21 protein-coding genes and 6 pseudogenes are annotated in these 18,826 nt (G+C 46.7%); 24 read left to right on the top strand and 3 right to left on the bottom strand.

What is annotated here, in order from left to right:
• Positions 1–82 precede the first annotated feature (82 nt).
• The 24 genes and pseudogenes from AACL06_RS03665 (at position 83) to gndA (ending at position 16,635) form a co-directional block, all read left to right on the top strand.
• Entirely contained in the window at positions 83–298 is a 216-nt protein-coding gene (locus tag AACL06_RS03665; protein ID WP_339037939.1) for a hypothetical protein, read from the top strand.
• A 425-nt stretch (positions 299–723) separates the two neighbouring features.
• Positions 724–1,125, top strand: a pseudogene (locus AACL06_RS03660) (glycosyltransferase).
• 720 nt (positions 1,126–1,845) lie between these two features.
• Complete coding sequence (locus AACL06_RS03655) at positions 1,846–2,154, top strand: hypothetical protein (protein ID WP_339037937.1); 309 nt, start codon at positions 1,846–1,848, stop codon at positions 2,152–2,154.
• 78 nt (positions 2,155–2,232) lie between these two features.
• Positions 2,233–2,508, top strand: coding sequence for a glycosyltransferase (locus AACL06_RS03650; protein ID WP_339037935.1), 276 nt, complete (start codon positions 2,233–2,235; stop codon positions 2,506–2,508).
• Between the two features lie 288 nt (positions 2,509–2,796).
• Complete coding sequence (gene gmd, locus AACL06_RS03645; protein WP_339038266.1) at positions 2,797–3,849, top strand: GDP-mannose 4,6-dehydratase; 1,053 nt, start codon at positions 2,797–2,799, stop codon at positions 3,847–3,849.
• Positions 3,850–3,947: 98 nt separating this feature from the next.
• On the top strand, positions 3,948–4,322 hold the full coding sequence (locus tag AACL06_RS03640; protein ID WP_339037933.1) for a GDP-mannose 4,6-dehydratase: 375 nt from the start codon (positions 3,948–3,950) through the stop codon (positions 4,320–4,322).
• A 2-nt stretch (positions 4,323–4,324) separates the two neighbouring features.
• Positions 4,325–5,458, top strand: coding sequence for a glycosyltransferase family 1 protein (locus tag AACL06_RS03635; RefSeq protein WP_339037932.1), 1,134 nt, complete (start codon positions 4,325–4,327; stop codon positions 5,456–5,458).
• A 7-nt stretch (positions 5,459–5,465) separates the two neighbouring features.
• Positions 5,466–5,678, top strand: a pseudogene (locus tag AACL06_RS03630) (glycosyl transferase family 1); the annotation flags it as partial.
• The gene (locus AACL06_RS03625) at positions 5,614–6,018 is read left to right on the top strand and encodes a GDP-mannose 4,6-dehydratase (protein ID WP_425336929.1); all 405 of its coding nucleotides are present in this window, start codon (positions 5,614–5,616) and stop codon (positions 6,016–6,018) included. The pseudogene AACL06_RS03630 and the gene AACL06_RS03625, both read left to right, overlap by 65 nt.
• Before the next feature lie 2 nt (positions 6,019–6,020).
• On the top strand, positions 6,021–7,154 hold the full coding sequence (locus AACL06_RS03620; protein WP_339037932.1) for a glycosyltransferase family 1 protein: 1,134 nt from the start codon (positions 6,021–6,023) through the stop codon (positions 7,152–7,154).
• Between the two features lie 7 nt (positions 7,155–7,161).
• A pseudogene (locus AACL06_RS03615) lies at positions 7,162–7,374 on the top strand (glycosyl transferase family 1); the annotation flags it as partial.
• Positions 7,310–7,714, top strand: a complete 405-nt coding sequence (locus AACL06_RS03610; RefSeq protein WP_425336929.1) for a GDP-mannose 4,6-dehydratase — start codon at positions 7,310–7,312, stop codon at positions 7,712–7,714. The pseudogene AACL06_RS03615 and the gene AACL06_RS03610, both read left to right, overlap by 65 nt.
• A gap of 2 nt (positions 7,715–7,716) precedes the next feature.
• Complete coding sequence (locus tag AACL06_RS03605; RefSeq protein ID WP_339037932.1) at positions 7,717–8,850, top strand: glycosyltransferase family 1 protein; 1,134 nt, start codon at positions 7,717–7,719, stop codon at positions 8,848–8,850.
• A 7-nt stretch (positions 8,851–8,857) separates the two neighbouring features.
• Positions 8,858–9,070, top strand: a pseudogene (locus AACL06_RS03600) (glycosyl transferase family 1); the annotation flags it as partial.
• Complete coding sequence (locus AACL06_RS03595; RefSeq protein WP_425336929.1) at positions 9,006–9,410, top strand: GDP-mannose 4,6-dehydratase; 405 nt, start codon at positions 9,006–9,008, stop codon at positions 9,408–9,410. The pseudogene AACL06_RS03600 and the gene AACL06_RS03595, both read left to right, overlap by 65 nt.
• 2 nt (positions 9,411–9,412) lie before the next feature.
• Positions 9,413–10,546 carry a glycosyltransferase family 1 protein gene (locus AACL06_RS03590; RefSeq protein WP_339037932.1) on the top strand — a complete coding sequence of 378 codons (1,134 nt, stop codon included), beginning with the start codon at positions 9,413–9,415 and terminating at the stop codon, positions 10,544–10,546.
• A gap of 7 nt (positions 10,547–10,553) precedes the next feature.
• A pseudogene (locus tag AACL06_RS03585) lies at positions 10,554–10,766 on the top strand (glycosyl transferase family 1); the annotation flags it as partial.
• A complete protein-coding gene (locus AACL06_RS03580) occupies positions 10,702–11,106 on the top strand; it encodes a GDP-mannose 4,6-dehydratase (RefSeq protein WP_425336929.1) in 405 nt (134 codons plus the stop codon). The pseudogene AACL06_RS03585 and the gene AACL06_RS03580, both read left to right, overlap by 65 nt.
• Positions 11,107–11,108: 2 nt before the next feature.
• Entirely contained in the window at positions 11,109–12,242 is a 1,134-nt protein-coding gene (locus AACL06_RS03575) for a glycosyltransferase family 1 protein (protein ID WP_339037932.1), read from the top strand.
• Between the two features lie 7 nt (positions 12,243–12,249).
• Positions 12,250–12,462 (top strand): annotated as a pseudogene (locus AACL06_RS03570) (glycosyl transferase family 1); the annotation flags it as partial.
• A complete protein-coding gene (locus tag AACL06_RS03565; RefSeq protein WP_425336929.1) occupies positions 12,398–12,802 on the top strand; it encodes a GDP-mannose 4,6-dehydratase in 405 nt (134 codons plus the stop codon). The pseudogene AACL06_RS03570 and the gene AACL06_RS03565, both read left to right, overlap by 65 nt.
• Before the next feature lie 2 nt (positions 12,803–12,804).
• Positions 12,805–13,938, top strand: a complete 1,134-nt coding sequence (locus AACL06_RS03560) for a glycosyltransferase family 1 protein (protein WP_339037932.1) — start codon at positions 12,805–12,807, stop codon at positions 13,936–13,938.
• A 7-nt stretch (positions 13,939–13,945) separates the two neighbouring features.
• Complete coding sequence (locus AACL06_RS03555) at positions 13,946–15,061, top strand: glycosyltransferase family 4 protein (protein WP_339037931.1); 1,116 nt, start codon at positions 13,946–13,948, stop codon at positions 15,059–15,061.
• 167 nt (positions 15,062–15,228) lie between these two features.
• Positions 15,229–16,635: an NADP-dependent phosphogluconate dehydrogenase gene (gene gndA / locus AACL06_RS03550; protein ID WP_339037930.1), complete on the top strand. Its 1,407-nt coding sequence runs from the start codon at positions 15,229–15,231 to the stop codon at positions 16,633–16,635.
• Positions 16,636–16,717: 82 nt separating this feature from the next.
• Here gndA and hisIE read toward each other — a convergent pair whose 3' ends face one another.
• From hisIE to hisA, 3 genes are read right to left on the bottom strand one after another with little or no spacing between them, the layout of a single operon-like run.
• Positions 16,718–17,332: a bifunctional phosphoribosyl-AMP cyclohydrolase/phosphoribosyl-ATP diphosphatase HisIE gene (gene hisIE, locus AACL06_RS03545; RefSeq protein ID WP_339037928.1), complete on the bottom strand. Its 615-nt coding sequence runs from the start codon at positions 17,330–17,332 to the stop codon at positions 16,718–16,720.
• Positions 17,326–18,102 carry an imidazole glycerol phosphate synthase subunit HisF gene (gene hisF / locus AACL06_RS03540; RefSeq protein ID WP_339037926.1) on the bottom strand — a complete coding sequence of 259 codons (777 nt, stop codon included), beginning with the start codon at positions 18,100–18,102 and terminating at the stop codon, positions 17,326–17,328. The genes hisIE and hisF overlap by 7 nt, the downstream gene beginning before the upstream one ends.
• Positions 18,084–18,821 (bottom strand): 1-(5-phosphoribosyl)-5-[(5-phosphoribosylamino)methylideneamino]imidazole-4-carboxamide isomerase, encoded by a 738-nt coding sequence (gene hisA / locus AACL06_RS03535; RefSeq protein ID WP_339037924.1) that lies wholly within the window; start codon positions 18,819–18,821, stop codon positions 18,084–18,086. The genes hisF and hisA overlap by 19 nt, the downstream gene beginning before the upstream one ends.
• Positions 18,822–18,826 lie beyond the last annotated feature (5 nt).

The raw sequence follows: 18,826 nt of genomic DNA, 5'->3' as shown, positions 1-18,826 counted from the left end.
CTGAATCTCAATTGTCACCAAAAGCAAGCGCTATTTATAAGGCTTTAAAGAAAAAAGCAAGTGATGGTGCGAGGAAGCATTAATGCGTATAGTCATTGATATGCAAGGACTACAGGCGAGCAATGCTAAAAGAGGAATTGGTCGATACACGTCAGATCTAGTTAAGAATCTGCTTGATTCGAAAGAAAATAATGAAACATTTCTTTTACTAAATGGTATGCTATCTGAGATCATTAGCAGTATCTGTAATGAGTTTGGTCGTTATATGCTTAAGGAAAATATTGTTGTTTGGAGCTGATCTGGCCCCGTTCGTGCTATAGATAAGAGTAATGAAGCGCGGAAAAAAACAAATGAAAAAATTAGAGAAGACTTTATTACAAAACTGTTTCCTGATGTTATATTGATCACTTCATTATTTGAAGGGTTGTCTGATGATGCTGTGACTAGTATTGGAAGTATTAATACTAAGATCCCAACCGCCGTCATTCTTTACGATCTTATTCCACTGATCCACAATGATCTATATTTAAAAAATAGTGTTGTTGAAAACTGGTACTTAGAGTAGATAGATCACATACGACGCGCGAATTTGTTATTATCAATTTCTAATTCTTCAGGCCATGAAGCTGTTAAATACTTAGGGTTCAATGAGAGTGATGTCGTTAATATCTCAACCGCCTGTGCTAAAGAATTCAAAAACTAGAATTCTCTGAAAATGAGCGTTTGGCTATTTCTAATAGATACAGTTTGAATACCTCATTCATTTTGTATACTGGCGGGATCGATCATAGAAAAAACATAGAAAGATTACTAAAAGCCTTTTCTTTATTGCCTAAAAAATTGAGAGCGAAACATCAATTAGCGATTGTTTGCTCCCTACAGAATGCGGATCGCTATCAATTATATAGATTGTGTAAAGAGTATGGTCTGGATAAACAGGATGTCATCTTTACTGGCTATATTTCTGAGCTTAATTTAATTGGTTTGTACAATATTTGTGATTTCTCTATTTTCCCTTCATAGCATAAAGGTTTCGGCTTGCCGGTGCTACAGGCTATGTGTTGTGGAAAGGCTGTTATTGGTGTAAACCTGTCAAGTATTCCTGAAGTTATTGGCAATGAATAGGCGTTATTTGATCCTTATCATAGCCAGGATATTGCAGATAAAATAGAAAAAATTTTAACGGATAGTGATTTTAAAGTATCTTTAGAGAAGCATGCTGAATCACAGGCACAGGCTTTCTCCTGGGTTATCTAGGCTAATAATGCACGGAAAGCCTTGTAAAGGCTCCATGAGAAAAATATAGCTCGCAAGCCACCATTGCACCAATTATATCTGATAGGCGGCGGTGTTTAGCTTTTATATTACCATTGCCACCGGCTAAAATTGGTATTGCTGATTACAGTGCTGAATTAATCTCAGCATTAAGTAGACATTATGTCATTGATGTGATTGTATAACAGGATAAGAAAAATAACAGATCCTTATATTATTGCCAACTGTAATATCAGGGATGTTAAGTTCTTCGAAGAAAATATCGATCAATATGAACACACTTTGTATCACTTTGGTAATTCTACTTTTCATGCGTACATGTTAAAATTGTTATATGACTACCCAGGTGTTGTAGTCCTTCATGACTTTTTTATCTCAGGGGTTGTTGCTCATCTGGATCTTGCGACGGCAGAGTTACCTGGAATTTGGAGTCAGGAATTACATAGTCCACCAGAAGGATGGATTGTTAAACCGGTATATGCAACGGAATCCTCCCGGGGATATCGTTATGCGCGGAACTTTACCTGACAGTTTCTTGATATCCCTGCAAATTGGACAGAGGATAGTCCAATGGAAACCTGGCAGGGCGATATTTTCTTAGGGTTAGATCTTCAGTCAAGTATCGTTCTGTCTAAGCAAGATTTTTTACGTGAAATACATTACCGTGGCATTAACGTGCATTTTGTTGTGTATGATTTATTGCCAATATTAGCACAGGATGCATTTTTCCCTGGTGCAAATGATACCTATGAGAAATGGTTAAGCTGTATAACTCAGTTTGATGGGGCAATTTGTATTTCTCAAACTATCGCCAATGAATTAACGCACTGGGTTAGAGATAACTACCCAGAAAGAAGCCATTCATTTGATATCCAGTGATTTCATTTAGGGGCGGATTTAGTTAACTCTGTGCCATCAAACGGTAAACATCTTGATCCGGCCAATGTGCTGGCAAAAATGTCGGAACGTACGACTTTCTTGATGGTGAGTACAGTCGAACCTCGCAAGCAACATGTTCAGGTTTTGGAGGCATTCGAACTACTGTGGAAAAATGGTAAAGATATCAATCTTGTCATTGTCGGTAAGCAGGGGTGGATGGTCGAACAGCTCATCAAGCGACTTTCCAGTCATAAAGAGTTAAATCACCGACTCTTTTGGCTACCTACCTTGAGTGATGAATACCTGGAACAGATATATAGTGCCGCAGCGTGTTTGATTGTTGCTAGCACTTGAGAAGGCTTTGGTCTGCCTTTGGTTGAAGCGGCGCAATATAACGTGCTGATAATTGCGCGAGAAATCCCTGTTATTTAGGGAGGTTGCCGTTGAACATGCATTTTATTTTGATGGTATGTCAGCACATGATCTGTCTGATGCCATAGATTAATGGCTGGTATTGGAGAACCACGCTGGAGTTCCTAATCTAACCGGTTTAAAATGGCTGACATGGGAACAGAGGGCAAAGCAATTGCTGAATGTTGTTTCAAAATGAAATAACCTTTTTCATAGTATATCTAACTTGTGATGGATAATGAAATGCTTCAAAAAGTAGCCGTAATTACTGGTATCACCGGCCAAGATGGCGCTTATCTTGCTGAACTGCTGTTGGAAAAAGGTTACGTGGTCTATGGAACCTATCGCCGTACCAGTTCTGTCAATTTCTGGCGTATTGAAGAATTGGGTATTGCTAAGCACCCAAATTTGAACTTGATTGAGTACGATTTGACCGATCTTTCCACCAGCATTCGTCTATTGCAGCAAACAGGGGCCACCGAAGTGTATAACCTGGCGGCTCAGAGCTCTGTTGGCGTTTCATTCGAACAGCCAATCACCACAGCTGAAATTACAGGTATTGGCCCAGTAAATTTGTTGGAAGCAATCCGTATCGTTAATCCCAAAATTCGCTTTTACCAGGCATCAACCTCTGAAATGTTTGGTTTGGTGCAAAGGGTACCGCAAAAAGAAGATACGCCATTCTATCCGCGCAGCCCATATGGCGTGGCGAAGCTATACGCATACTGGATGACCATCAATTACCGTGAAAGCTACGGCATTTTCGCCTCCAGCGGTATTTTGTTCAATCATGAATCCCCTTTGCGTGGCCGGGAATTTGTTACCCGCAAGATTACTGATTCCGTCGCTAAGATTAAATTAGGTCAACTGGCGGTGCTAGAGCTGGGCAATATGGACGCGAAGCGGGATTGGGGCTTTGCCAAAGAATATGTAGAAGGTATGTGGTGTATGTTGCAGGCCGAACAGCCGGATACCTTCGTGCTGGCGACCAACCGTTCCGAAACCGTGCGTGATTTCGTGTCTATGGCTTTTAAAGCGGCGGGCATGACCTTGCGTTTTGAGGGTAAAGAAGAGCAAGAAGTGGGTATCGATGTGGTGACGGGCAAAACGCGGGTTCGCGTCAATGCCAAATTCTACCGCCCAGCCGAGGTTGAACTGTTGATTGGCAATCCTGAACGCGCCAAAGAAATTTTGGGTTGGCAGCCAAAAACTAATCTGGAGCAGTTATGCCAGATGATGGTTGAGCAGGATATTCGCCGTAATCAGAATTGGTTCTCGTTTTGATGTTTGGCAGCGGCAAACCCGCGCTGATTAGACGATATTGTCTCTCAGCGCGCGTGGCAATATCGATAATGAACGGGTTGGAAAACATGTGGCTTACTATGCCGCCTGCGATTTTGAAGTGGCATCCACTCCCTAAAGAGAATGCGGCAATGATTGAATTAGGGAATATCGACGTTTTGCGTGATTTCACCGATGTGCGCGCTTTAAGTAAAGCCTACGTAGCGCTACTGAAAATGAGGCTGCTAGCTGAAACGATCAATGTATGCTCGGGTAAAACCTGTTCTCTGCGTGAGGTGATCATGTTCTGTAAAAAGATCACTGGTCATTCCTTAGAGATCCGAGTGAACCCTGCTTTTGTTCGCCCGAACGAAGTGAAACGCCTGTGTGGGGATGCAACTAAATTGCGCGCAATCATCGGCGCATGGCAGACACCACATCTAGAAGAAACATTAGGCTGGATGCTTGAAAACTGATAATGAAAGTTGTATTTGGTACTGACCCGATTCAATTTCCTATGACTGGGATTGGCCGGTATGCTTATGAGTTAGCCAACTGCCTGCAAGAAAGATCAGAGATATCTGAGCTTTTATTTCTTCAGGGGCGTCATTTAAGCCGACAGATCCCTACCGCCTGGGAGCAGCCCTCCGCAGTCAAGGGGCTGCGGCGGCGGTTACAAAAAAGCCATTTTGCTTCAGAATTATATCGCTTGAATGCCCCCTGGTTAAAAACGCATACACTTAGAAAACACCGGGATGCGATCTACCACAGTCCTAATTTTTATTTGCCGCCCAAGACCGATCGCTGCCTGGCGACTTTTCATGATCTCTCGGTATTTACTTGGCCACAATGTCATCCGGCGGAACGTGTCCTTTTTATGCAGAAAGAACTGCTGCTGACGATTAAGCGCGCCGATATTCTTATAACGGACTCCGAATTCACGCGCCTTGAATTGGCTGAGTATTTTAATCTGCCTTTGAGCCAAGTGTATGCCGCTAAGCTAGCCAGTAGCGATGATTTTTATCCACGTGAAGCTGAAAAGCTTAAGCCGTTTTTAGCCCCGCTCGGTTTAAAAGCTGATCACTACTGTTTGTTTACTGGCTCTATAGAGCCGCGAAAAAATATTGAAACACTGCTGGATGCTTACGAGCGTTTGCCGTTGGCATTGCGTCTGGCTAATCCTTTGGTTATCAGTGGATTCTATGGGTGGAGCAGCGCAGGGTTGCACCAGCGTTTCGAACGTGCTGAAAATGCTTGCTGGCTGCATTATCTGGGCTACGCGAAGTCCGCAGTTTTGCCGTACCTATTTGCCGGCGCTCGCAGTTTCCTATTTCCGTCGCTGTATGAAGGATTTGGATTACCGGTGCTGGAGGCAATGGCATCCGGCATACCGGTGGTTTGTTCTGACAGTGCATCATTACCTGAAGTGGCTGGCGACTGCGCATTAATGTGTGCGGCAAAGGATGTTGACACACTCACTGAACTTATCCAAAAAAGCATTGAAGATGACGCCTGGCGTGAACAGGCGAGGATAAACGGGATAAATCGGGCAAAACAATTTTCTTGGCAACGCTGTGCGCAAGAAACCATTTTTGCTTACCAGCAGGTTTAAAATTTTCATGTTGAAAGTTATGCATTTTTATAAAACTTATTACCCAGATTCATTTGGTGGTATAGAACAGGTTATTTTTCAATTAAGTGAAGCCGGTGTGTGTCACCAGATTGAATCGACGATATTGTCTCTCAGCGCGCGTGGCAATATCGATAATGAACGGGTTGGAAAACATGTGGCTTACTATGCCGCCTGCGATTTTGAAGTGGCATCCACTCCCTAAAGAGAATGCGGCAATGATTGAATTAGGGAATATCGACGTTTTGCGTGATTTCACCGATGTGCGCGCTTTAAGTAAAGCCTACGTAGCGCTACTGAAAATGAGGCTGCTAGCTGAAACGATCAATGTATGCTCGGGTAAAACCTGTTCTCTGCGTGAGGTGATCATGTTCTGTAAAAAGATCACTGGTCATTCCTTAGAGATCCGAGTGAACCCTGCTTTTGTTCGCCCGAACGAAGTGAAACGCCTGTGTGGGGATGCAACTAAATTGCGCGCAATCATCGGCGCATGGCAGACACCACATCTAGAAGAAACATTAGGCTGGATGCTTGAAAACTGATAATGAAAGTTGTATTTGGTACTGACCCGATTCAATTTCCTATGACTGGGATTGGCCGGTATGCTTATGAGTTAGCCAACTGCCTGCAAGAAAGATCAGAGATATCTGAGCTTTTATTTCTTCAGGGGCGTCATTTAAGCCGACAGATCCCTACCGCCTGGGAGCAGCCCTCCGCAGTCAAGGGGCTGCGGCGGCGGTTACAAAAAAGCCATTTTGCTTCAGAATTATATCGCTTGAATGCCCCCTGGTTAAAAACGCATACACTTAGAAAACACCGGGATGCGATCTACCACAGTCCTAATTTTTATTTGCCGCCCAAGACCGATCGCTGCCTGGCGACTTTTCATGATCTCTCGGTATTTACTTGGCCACAATGTCATCCGGCGGAACGTGTCCTTTTTATGCAGAAAGAACTGCTGCTGACGATTAAGCGCGCCGATATTCTTATAACGGACTCCGAATTCACGCGCCTTGAATTGGCTGAGTATTTTAATCTGCCTTTGAGCCAAGTGTATGCCGCTAAGCTAGCCAGTAGCGATGATTTTTATCCACGTGAAGCTGAAAAGCTTAAGCCGTTTTTAGCCCCGCTCGGTTTAAAAGCTGATCACTACTGTTTGTTTACTGGCTCTATAGAGCCGCGAAAAAATATTGAAACACTGCTGGATGCTTACGAGCGTTTGCCGTTGGCATTGCGTCTGGCTAATCCTTTGGTTATCAGTGGATTCTATGGGTGGAGCAGCGCAGGGTTGCACCAGCGTTTCGAACGTGCTGAAAATGCTTGCTGGCTGCATTATCTGGGCTACGCGAAGTCCGCAGTTTTGCCGTACCTATTTGCCGGCGCTCGCAGTTTCCTATTTCCGTCGCTGTATGAAGGATTTGGATTACCGGTGCTGGAGGCAATGGCATCCGGCATACCGGTGGTTTGTTCTGACAGTGCATCATTACCTGAAGTGGCTGGCGACTGCGCATTAATGTGTGCGGCAAAGGATGTTGACACACTCACTGAACTTATCCAAAAAAGCATTGAAGATGACGCCTGGCGTGAACAGGCGAGGATAAACGGGATAAATCGGGCAAAACAATTTTCTTGGCAACGCTGTGCGCAAGAAACCATTTTTGCTTACCAGCAGGTTTAAAATTTTCATGTTGAAAGTTATGCATTTTTATAAAACTTATTACCCAGATTCATTTGGTGGTATAGAACAGGTTATTTTTCAATTAAGTGAAGCCGGTGTGTGTCACCAGATTGAATCGACGATATTGTCTCTCAGCGCGCGTGGCAATATCGATAATGAACGGGTTGGAAAACATGTGGCTTACTATGCCGCCTGCGATTTTGAAGTGGCATCCACTCCCTAAAGAGAATGCGGCAATGATTGAATTAGGGAATATCGACGTTTTGCGTGATTTCACCGATGTGCGCGCTTTAAGTAAAGCCTACGTAGCGCTACTGAAAATGAGGCTGCTAGCTGAAACGATCAATGTATGCTCGGGTAAAACCTGTTCTCTGCGTGAGGTGATCATGTTCTGTAAAAAGATCACTGGTCATTCCTTAGAGATCCGAGTGAACCCTGCTTTTGTTCGCCCGAACGAAGTGAAACGCCTGTGTGGGGATGCAACTAAATTGCGCGCAATCATCGGCGCATGGCAGACACCACATCTAGAAGAAACATTAGGCTGGATGCTTGAAAACTGATAATGAAAGTTGTATTTGGTACTGACCCGATTCAATTTCCTATGACTGGGATTGGCCGGTATGCTTATGAGTTAGCCAACTGCCTGCAAGAAAGATCAGAGATATCTGAGCTTTTATTTCTTCAGGGGCGTCATTTAAGCCGACAGATCCCTACCGCCTGGGAGCAGCCCTCCGCAGTCAAGGGGCTGCGGCGGCGGTTACAAAAAAGCCATTTTGCTTCAGAATTATATCGCTTGAATGCCCCCTGGTTAAAAACGCATACACTTAGAAAACACCGGGATGCGATCTACCACAGTCCTAATTTTTATTTGCCGCCCAAGACCGATCGCTGCCTGGCGACTTTTCATGATCTCTCGGTATTTACTTGGCCACAATGTCATCCGGCGGAACGTGTCCTTTTTATGCAGAAAGAACTGCTGCTGACGATTAAGCGCGCCGATATTCTTATAACGGACTCCGAATTCACGCGCCTTGAATTGGCTGAGTATTTTAATCTGCCTTTGAGCCAAGTGTATGCCGCTAAGCTAGCCAGTAGCGATGATTTTTATCCACGTGAAGCTGAAAAGCTTAAGCCGTTTTTAGCCCCGCTCGGTTTAAAAGCTGATCACTACTGTTTGTTTACTGGCTCTATAGAGCCGCGAAAAAATATTGAAACACTGCTGGATGCTTACGAGCGTTTGCCGTTGGCATTGCGTCTGGCTAATCCTTTGGTTATCAGTGGATTCTATGGGTGGAGCAGCGCAGGGTTGCACCAGCGTTTCGAACGTGCTGAAAATGCTTGCTGGCTGCATTATCTGGGCTACGCGAAGTCCGCAGTTTTGCCGTACCTATTTGCCGGCGCTCGCAGTTTCCTATTTCCGTCGCTGTATGAAGGATTTGGATTACCGGTGCTGGAGGCAATGGCATCCGGCATACCGGTGGTTTGTTCTGACAGTGCATCATTACCTGAAGTGGCTGGCGACTGCGCATTAATGTGTGCGGCAAAGGATGTTGACACACTCACTGAACTTATCCAAAAAAGCATTGAAGATGACGCCTGGCGTGAACAGGCGAGGATAAACGGGATAAATCGGGCAAAACAATTTTCTTGGCAACGCTGTGCGCAAGAAACCATTTTTGCTTACCAGCAGGTTTAAAATTTTCATGTTGAAAGTTATGCATTTTTATAAAACTTATTACCCAGATTCATTTGGTGGTATAGAACAGGTTATTTTTCAATTAAGTGAAGCCGGTGTGTGTCACCAGATTGAATCGACGATATTGTCTCTCAGCGCGCGTGGCAATATCGATAATGAACGGGTTGGAAAACATGTGGCTTACTATGCCGCCTGCGATTTTGAAGTGGCATCCACTCCCTAAAGAGAATGCGGCAATGATTGAATTAGGGAATATCGACGTTTTGCGTGATTTCACCGATGTGCGCGCTTTAAGTAAAGCCTACGTAGCGCTACTGAAAATGAGGCTGCTAGCTGAAACGATCAATGTATGCTCGGGTAAAACCTGTTCTCTGCGTGAGGTGATCATGTTCTGTAAAAAGATCACTGGTCATTCCTTAGAGATCCGAGTGAACCCTGCTTTTGTTCGCCCGAACGAAGTGAAACGCCTGTGTGGGGATGCAACTAAATTGCGCGCAATCATCGGCGCATGGCAGACACCACATCTAGAAGAAACATTAGGCTGGATGCTTGAAAACTGATAATGAAAGTTGTATTTGGTACTGACCCGATTCAATTTCCTATGACTGGGATTGGCCGGTATGCTTATGAGTTAGCCAACTGCCTGCAAGAAAGATCAGAGATATCTGAGCTTTTATTTCTTCAGGGGCGTCATTTAAGCCGACAGATCCCTACCGCCTGGGAGCAGCCCTCCGCAGTCAAGGGGCTGCGGCGGCGGTTACAAAAAAGCCATTTTGCTTCAGAATTATATCGCTTGAATGCCCCCTGGTTAAAAACGCATACACTTAGAAAACACCGGGATGCGATCTACCACAGTCCTAATTTTTATTTGCCGCCCAAGACCGATCGCTGCCTGGCGACTTTTCATGATCTCTCGGTATTTACTTGGCCACAATGTCATCCGGCGGAACGTGTCCTTTTTATGCAGAAAGAACTGCTGCTGACGATTAAGCGCGCCGATATTCTTATAACGGACTCCGAATTCACGCGCCTTGAATTGGCTGAGTATTTTAATCTGCCTTTGAGCCAAGTGTATGCCGCTAAGCTAGCCAGTAGCGATGATTTTTATCCACGTGAAGCTGAAAAGCTTAAGCCGTTTTTAGCCCCGCTCGGTTTAAAAGCTGATCACTACTGTTTGTTTACTGGCTCTATAGAGCCGCGAAAAAATATTGAAACACTGCTGGATGCTTACGAGCGTTTGCCGTTGGCATTGCGTCTGGCTAATCCTTTGGTTATCAGTGGATTCTATGGGTGGAGCAGCGCAGGGTTGCACCAGCGTTTCGAACGTGCTGAAAATGCTTGCTGGCTGCATTATCTGGGCTACGCGAAGTCCGCAGTTTTGCCGTACCTATTTGCCGGCGCTCGCAGTTTCCTATTTCCGTCGCTGTATGAAGGATTTGGATTACCGGTGCTGGAGGCAATGGCATCCGGCATACCGGTGGTTTGTTCTGACAGTGCATCATTACCTGAAGTGGCTGGCGACTGCGCATTAATGTGTGCGGCAAAGGATGTTGACACACTCACTGAACTTATCCAAAAAAGCATTGAAGATGACGCCTGGCGTGAACAGGCGAGGATAAACGGGATAAATCGGGCAAAACAATTTTCTTGGCAACGCTGTGCGCAAGAAACCATTTTTGCTTACCAGCAGGTTTAAAATTTTCATGTTGAAAGTTATGCATTTTTATAAAACTTATTACCCAGATTCATTTGGTGGTATAGAACAGGTTATTTTTCAATTAAGTGAAGCCGGTGTGTGTCACCAGATTGAATCGACGATATTGTCTCTCAGCGCGCGTGGCAATATCGATAATGAACGGGTTGGAAAACATGTGGCTTACTATGCCGCCTGCGATTTTGAAGTGGCATCCACTCCCTAAAGAGAATGCGGCAATGATTGAATTAGGGAATATCGACGTTTTGCGTGATTTCACCGATGTGCGCGCTTTAAGTAAAGCCTACGTAGCGCTACTGAAAATGAGGCTGCTAGCTGAAACGATCAATGTATGCTCGGGTAAAACCTGTTCTCTGCGTGAGGTGATCATGTTCTGTAAAAAGATCACTGGTCATTCCTTAGAGATCCGAGTGAACCCTGCTTTTGTTCGCCCGAACGAAGTGAAACGCCTGTGTGGGGATGCAACTAAATTGCGCGCAATCATCGGCGCATGGCAGACACCACATCTAGAAGAAACATTAGGCTGGATGCTTGAAAACTGATAATGAAAGTTGTATTTGGTACTGACCCGATTCAATTTCCTATGACTGGGATTGGCCGGTATGCTTATGAGTTAGCCAACTGCCTGCAAGAAAGATCAGAGATATCTGAGCTTTTATTTCTTCAGGGGCGTCATTTAAGCCGACAGATCCCTACCGCCTGGGAGCAGCCCTCCGCAGTCAAGGGGCTGCGGCGGCGGTTACAAAAAAGCCATTTTGCTTCAGAATTATATCGCTTGAATGCCCCCTGGTTAAAAACGCATACACTTAGAAAACACCGGGATGCGATCTACCACAGTCCTAATTTTTATTTGCCGCCCAAGACCGATCGCTGCCTGGCGACTTTTCATGATCTCTCGGTATTTACTTGGCCACAATGTCATCCGGCGGAACGTGTCCTTTTTATGCAGAAAGAACTGCTGCTGACGATTAAGCGCGCCGATATTCTTATAACGGACTCCGAATTCACGCGCCTTGAATTGGCTGAGTATTTTAATCTGCCTTTGAGCCAAGTGTATGCCGCTAAGCTAGCCAGTAGCGATGATTTTTATCCACGTGAAGCTGAAAAGCTTAAGCCGTTTTTAGCCCCGCTCGGTTTAAAAGCTGATCACTACTGTTTGTTTACTGGCTCTATAGAGCCGCGAAAAAATATTGAAACACTGCTGGATGCTTACGAGCGTTTGCCGTTGGCATTGCGTCTGGCTAATCCTTTGGTTATCAGTGGATTCTATGGGTGGAGCAGCGCAGGGTTGCACCAGCGTTTCGAACGTGCTGAAAATGCTTGCTGGCTGCATTATCTGGGCTACGCGAAGTCCGCAGTTTTGCCGTACCTATTTGCCGGCGCTCGCAGTTTCCTATTTCCGTCGCTGTATGAAGGATTTGGATTACCGGTGCTGGAGGCAATGGCATCCGGCATACCGGTGGTTTGTTCTGACAGTGCATCATTACCTGAAGTGGCTGGCGACTGCGCATTAATGTGTGCGGCAAAGGATGTTGACACACTCACTGAACTTATCCAAAAAAGCATTGAAGATGACGCCTGGCGTGAACAGGCGAGGATAAACGGGATAAATCGGGCAAAACAATTTTCTTGGCAACGCTGTGCGCAAGAAACCATTTTTGCTTACCAGCAGGTTTAAAATTTTCATGTTGAAAGTTATGCATTTTTATAAAACTTATTACCCAGATTCATTTGGTGGTATAGAACAGGTTATTTTTCAATTAAGTGAAGCCGGTGTGTGTCACCAGATTGAATCGACGATATTGTCTCTCAGCGCGCGTGGCAATATCGATAATGAACGGGTTGGAAAACATGTGGCTTACTATGCCGCCTGCGATTTTGAAGTGGCATCCACTCCCTAAAGAGAATGCGGCAATGATTGAATTAGGGAATATCGACGTTTTGCGTGATTTCACCGATGTGCGCGCTTTAAGTAAAGCCTACGTAGCGCTACTGAAAATGAGGCTGCTAGCTGAAACGATCAATGTATGCTCGGGTAAAACCTGTTCTCTGCGTGAGGTGATCATGTTCTGTAAAAAGATCACTGGTCATTCCTTAGAGATCCGAGTGAACCCTGCTTTTGTTCGCCCGAACGAAGTGAAACGCCTGTGTGGGGATGCAACTAAATTGCGCGCAATCATCGGCGCATGGCAGACACCACATCTAGAAGAAACATTAGGCTGGATGCTTGAAAACTGATAATGAAAGTTGTATTTGGTACTGACCCGATTCAATTTCCTATGACTGGGATTGGCCGGTATGCTTATGAGTTAGCCAACTGCCTGCAAGAAAGATCAGAGATATCTGAGCTTTTATTTCTTCAGGGGCGTCATTTAAGCCGACAGATCCCTACCGCCTGGGAGCAGCCCTCCGCAGTCAAGGGGCTGCGGCGGCGGTTACAAAAAAGCCATTTTGCTTCAGAATTATATCGCTTGAATGCCCCCTGGTTAAAAACGCATACACTTAGAAAACACCGGGATGCGATCTACCACAGTCCTAATTTTTATTTGCCGCCCAAGACCGATCGCTGCCTGGCGACTTTTCATGATCTCTCGGTATTTACTTGGCCACAATGTCATCCGGCGGAACGTGTCCTTTTTATGCAGAAAGAACTGCTGCTGACGATTAAGCGCGCCGATATTCTTATAACGGACTCCGAATTCACGCGCCTTGAATTGGCTGAGTATTTTAATCTGCCTTTGAGCCAAGTGTATGCCGCTAAGCTAGCCAGTAGCGATGATTTTTATCCACGTGAAGCTGAAAAGCTTAAGCCGTTTTTAGCCCCGCTCGGTTTAAAAGCTGATCACTACTGTTTGTTTACTGGCTCTATAGAGCCGCGAAAAAATATTGAAACACTGCTGGATGCTTACGAGCGTTTGCCGTTGGCATTGCGTCTGGCTAATCCTTTGGTTATCAGTGGATTCTATGGGTGGAGCAGCGCAGGGTTGCACCAGCGTTTCGAACGTGCTGAAAATGCTTGCTGGCTGCATTATCTGGGCTACGCGAAGTCCGCAGTTTTGCCGTACCTATTTGCCGGCGCTCGCAGTTTCCTATTTCCGTCGCTGTATGAAGGATTTGGATTACCGGTGCTGGAGGCAATGGCATCCGGCATACCGGTGGTTTGTTCTGACAGTGCATCATTACCTGAAGTGGCTGGCGACTGCGCATTAATGTGTGCGGCAAAGGATGTTGACACACTCACTGAACTTATCCAAAAAAGCATTGAAGATGACGCCTGGCGTGAACAGGCGAGGATAAACGGGATAAATCGGGCAAAACAATTTTCTTGGCAACGCTGTGCGCAAGAAACCATTTTTGCTTACCAGCAGGTTTAAAATTTTCATGTTGAAAGTTATGCATTTTTATAAAACTTATTACCCAGATTCATTTGGTGGTATAGAACAGGTTATTTTTCAATTAAGTGAAGCCGGTGTGTGTCACCAGATTGAATCGACGATATTGTCTCTCAGCGCGCGTGGCAATATCGATAATGAACGGGTTGGAAAACATGTGGCTTACTATGCCGCCTGCGATTTTGAAGTGGCATCCACTCCCTTTTCGATGAGTGCAATAAGTAAATTTAAAGCGCTGGCGGCTCAGGCAGATATCATTCATTACCATTTCCCTTACCCATTCATGGATTTGTTGCACTTTATTACCGGGATAAAAAAGCCAACGATAGTGAGCTATCACTCAGATATTGTTAAGCAACAAATAGCATTGAAAATTTACGCGCCATTGATGGACAAATTTTTGAACTCTGTCGATTTTATTGTTGCCGCCTCTCCAAACTATGTTAAGACCAGCCCGGTACTGCAAAAGTATTTATCCAAGGTAAAAGTTATTCCCTATGGCCTGGATAAAAAGTCTTATCCTGTTGCCGATGAGGTTCACCTGGCGTATTGGCGTCGACAAGTTGGCGAGCGTTTTTTCTTGTTTGTTGGCGCATTCCGCTATTACAAAGGTCTGCATATTTTGCTGAAAGCCATTCAGCACACTGACTTCCCATTGGTCATTATCGGTGCTGGCCCTATCGAAGCGGCACTCAAACAACAGGCGCAGGATCTGGGATTGAAACACATTCACTTCCTCCGAGCACTGCCTGATGAACATAAAGCCGCGTTGTTGCAATTATGCTATAGCGTGGTGTTTCCGTCTCATCTGCGCTCTGAAGCCTTTGGCATAACCTTGCTTGAGGGGGCTATGTATGGTAAGCCGCTGATCTCAAGTGAGATTGGTACAGGAACCACTTATATCAATATCGATCAGGAAACGGGCATTGTTGTGCCGCCGTCCAACCCGCAAGCACTGCGCGAGGCGATGCACGCATTATGGCACGATCCTGAGCAGGCGCAGCGCTATGGCGAAAACGCCGCCAAACGCTTTCAGGCTTTGTTCACCTCCGAGCCTATGGCGGAAAGCTATATCGAGTTGTACCATCAACTGATCAATAATTGATTATAAAATAAACAAACTGTTTTTTCAAGGTTTATGCATCACAAAAATGTGACCTATAGCACCAATCACTACCCGCGCACTGCAATCCTGAGTTAACATATTCGCCGCGTCGAAACCTGTTGGCCGTGGGTCGTTAACAGGTATCATCCTCAGACAGGAGTTCCTAAATGTCCAAACAACAAATCGGTGCTGTCGGCATGGCGGTGATGGGCCGTAATTTGGCACTGAACATTGAAAGCCGTGGTTATACCGTTTCCATCTTTAACCGTTCAGGCGACAAGACGGATGAAGTTATTGCTGAGAACCCAGGCAAGAACCTGGTTCCATACTATAGCGTCGAAGCGTTTGTCGAATCGCTGGAAAAACCGCGCCGTATTTTTCTGATGGTTAAAGCGGGCGAAGCCACGGACAAAACCATTGCTTCCTTGACGCCGCACCTGGATAAAGGCGATATCTTGATCGATGGTGGCAATACCTCCTACCAGGATACCCTGCGCCGTAACAAAGAACTATCTGATCAGGGCTTCAACTTTATTGGCACTGGCGTTTCCGGGGGAGAAGAGGGTGCGCTAAAAGGGCCTTCCATTATGCCTGGTGGCCAGAAAGAAGCCTACGAACTGGTGGCACCGATCCTGAAGAAAATCGCCGCAGTAGCGGAAGGAGAGCCTTGTGTGACCTATATTGGCGCTGACGGTGCCGGCCACTATGTCAAGATGGTGCATAACGGCATCGAGTATGGCGACATGCAACTAATCGCAGAAGCCTACTCGCTATTGAAGCAAGCGTTGAACCTCAGCAACGAACAGTTGGCAGAGACTTTTGCCGAATGGAACCAAGGTGAACTGAATAGTTACCTGATCGATATCACCAAAGATATATTCACCAAGAAAGACGCAGAGGGTCACTATCTGATAGATGTGATCCTGGACGAAGCGGCCAACAAAGGTACTGGCAAATGGACCAGCCAGAGCGCTCTGGATCTGGGCGAACCTTTGTCACTGATCACCGAATCCGTGTTCGCACGTTACCTGTCCTCACTAAAAGACCAGCGTGTTGCAGCTGCTAAGGTGCTGAGCGGCCCTAAAGTCACGCCGTTTAGCGGTGATAAAGCCGAATTTATCGAGAAAGTACGTCGTGCGCTGTATTTTGGCAAAATCGTTTCTTATGCGCAGGGCTTCTCTCAGTTGAAAGCCGCATCTAAGGAAAATAACTGGGAGCTGCACTACGGTGAGATTGCCAAGATCTTCCGCGCTGGTTGCATCATTCGCGCAAAGTTCCTGCAAAAAATTACCGATGCTTGCGCCGCCGATGCTGATATCGCCAACCTGCTACTGGCACCTTACTTCAAGCAGATCGCTGATGAATACCAACAGTCACTGCGTGACGTGGTATCTTATGCGGTGCAAAATGGCATCCCTACCCCCACCTTTTCTGCGGCGATCGCTTACTACGACAGCTACCGTTCAGCGGTGCTGCCTGCCAACCTGATCCAGGCACAGCGTGACTACTTCGGTGCTCATACTTACCAACGCATCGATAAAGAAGGTGTGTTCCATACCGAATGGATGTCATAATCCCTGCCGTTGAACAATAAAAAAGCCGCCGGGTTTAGCCTCGGCGGCTTTTTTATTGCCTATATCACCGATGTCTTTCAAACTATCTTTGATGCCGCTCACGAAGCCGGCCAATAACCTTGCTCAACTCCAGTTCCTGGTCTTGCAACAACACCATTAAGTGGTAAATCAGATCCGAGGCTTCGTTAGTCAGCTCCTCGCGGTCATTGACCATGGCAGCCAGCGCGGTTTCCACACCTTCCTCTCCGACTTTTTGTGCGATGCGCTTTGTGCCGCTGGCGTACAGGCTAGCGGTGTAAGAGCTGCCTGGGCTGGCGGTTTTGCGCTTCGCTAGCAGTTGTTCCAACTTATACAAAAAGCTCCAGTCGCTTGTGGCCTGGTAGAAACAACTAACTTTGCCCAGATGGCAGGTTGCGCCAATGGGATTGACCAAAATCAGCAGCGTATCTTTGTCGCAATCCGGGGTGATGCTGACGACGTTGAGAAAGTGGCCAGAGATTTCGCCTTTGGTCCACAGCCGCTGTTTAGTGCGTGAAAAAAAGGTGACTTTACCACTCTGCTCGGTTATCGCCAGCGCGGCCTGATTCATATAGCCCAGCATCAGCACTTCGCCAGAGACAGCATGTTGTACGATAGCTGGTATCAAGCCAGCGGTTTTTTCCCAGTCTAGCGGGTTGTTCTGTGGGTCAGTTAACACACGCGAATCTCCACGCCTTGTTCGGCCAGGAACTTTTTTAGTTCGCCGATATTAATGATTTGTTTGTGGAACACTGAAGCTGCCAGAGCGCCGTCGATGTCCGCATCACGGAAGGCTACCAGGAAGTGCTCCAGGGTGCCAGCACCGCCAGAGGCGATCAATGGCACTTTGCACACATCACGCACCCAGCGCAGTTGTTGCAGATCGTAGCCGTTGCGCATGCCATCTTGGTTCATCATGTTTAGCACAATTTCGCCAGCCCCGTGGAGCTGTACTTCCTGCACCCAGTCCAGGGTTTCCCACTGGGTGACGCGGATACGGCGCTCGTCACCGGTATATTGGTTGACGTGATATTTGCCGGTTTCAATGTCGAACCAGGTATCGATGCCTACTACGATGCACTGCACGCCGAAGCGATCCGACAGGCGGCTAATCAACTCAGGATCGGCCAGTGCCGGTGAATTAATGGAGATCTTGTCGGCACCGAAGGAGAGGATCTGACTGGCGTCCTCAGCGCTTTTGATGCCTCCGGCAACGCAGAAGGGAATATCGATCACTTCTGCTACCCGTGATACCCAGCTTTTATCCACCATCCGGCTAGCGGAGGAGGCGGTGATATCGTAAAACACCAATTCATCAGCCCCTTCCTGCGCATAGCGTTGTGCCAGTGGCACGATATCACCGATGATCTCGTGGTTACGGAACTGTACGCCTTTCACTACTTGCCCATCTTTGACATCCAGACAGGGGATTATCCGTTTTGCCAGCATGCGATCGCCTCCTCAACGCTAAATTTCCCTTCCAACAGAGCGCGCCCAACGATCACTCCGGCAACGCCACTGCCACATAGTTGGGCGAGGTCCTCCTGGCTACCGATGCCACCAGAGGCTTGAAAGGCGACCTGTGGGTAACGGTGGGTGATTTCCTGATACAGTGCCACGTTACAGCCAGCTAGGGTGCCATCGCGCAAAATGTCGGTGCACAGCACATGCTTCAGGCCGTAGGGCAGGAACTGCTCAATCACCTGCTCCAGCGTGGCGCTGGAGTTCTCCTGCCAGCCGCTGATGGCCACGAGCTTGCTGCCTTGCGCGTCAATACGCACATCCAGCGCCAGCACTACGGCGTCGCTGCCGTAGCCGGTTAGCCAGCTCTGCACCCAGCGGGGTTGCTTCACTGCGGTGGAGCCAATCACCACACGGGTGGCACCGGCCTCTAGTAAGGTGGCTACATCCTGCTCGTTGCGGATACCGCCGCCAACCTGTACCGGCAGATCAACCCCTGCCAGCAGCTTGCGCAGCAGTGGGATTTGGCGTGCCGTTGGCGTCTTGGCACCGGTCAGGTCAACCAAGTGCAGCAATTGTGCACCTTGCTGTTGATAATCCTGTAAGCACAGCAGCGGATCCTTGCCGTAGTCACGTTGCTGGCGGTAATCGCCCTGATGCAAACGCACCACTTTGCCGTCGATCAAATCTAAAGCGGGAATAATCATGCTGC

This window comes from Serratia symbiotica (Periphyllus acericola), from assembly GCF_964019515.1.
Taxonomy (GTDB): Bacteria; Pseudomonadota; Gammaproteobacteria; order Enterobacterales; family Enterobacteriaceae; genus Serratia; species Serratia symbiotica_D.
Note: the sequence above shows the minus strand (reverse complement) of the source record. Positions and strands in the feature narration are given on the sequence as shown.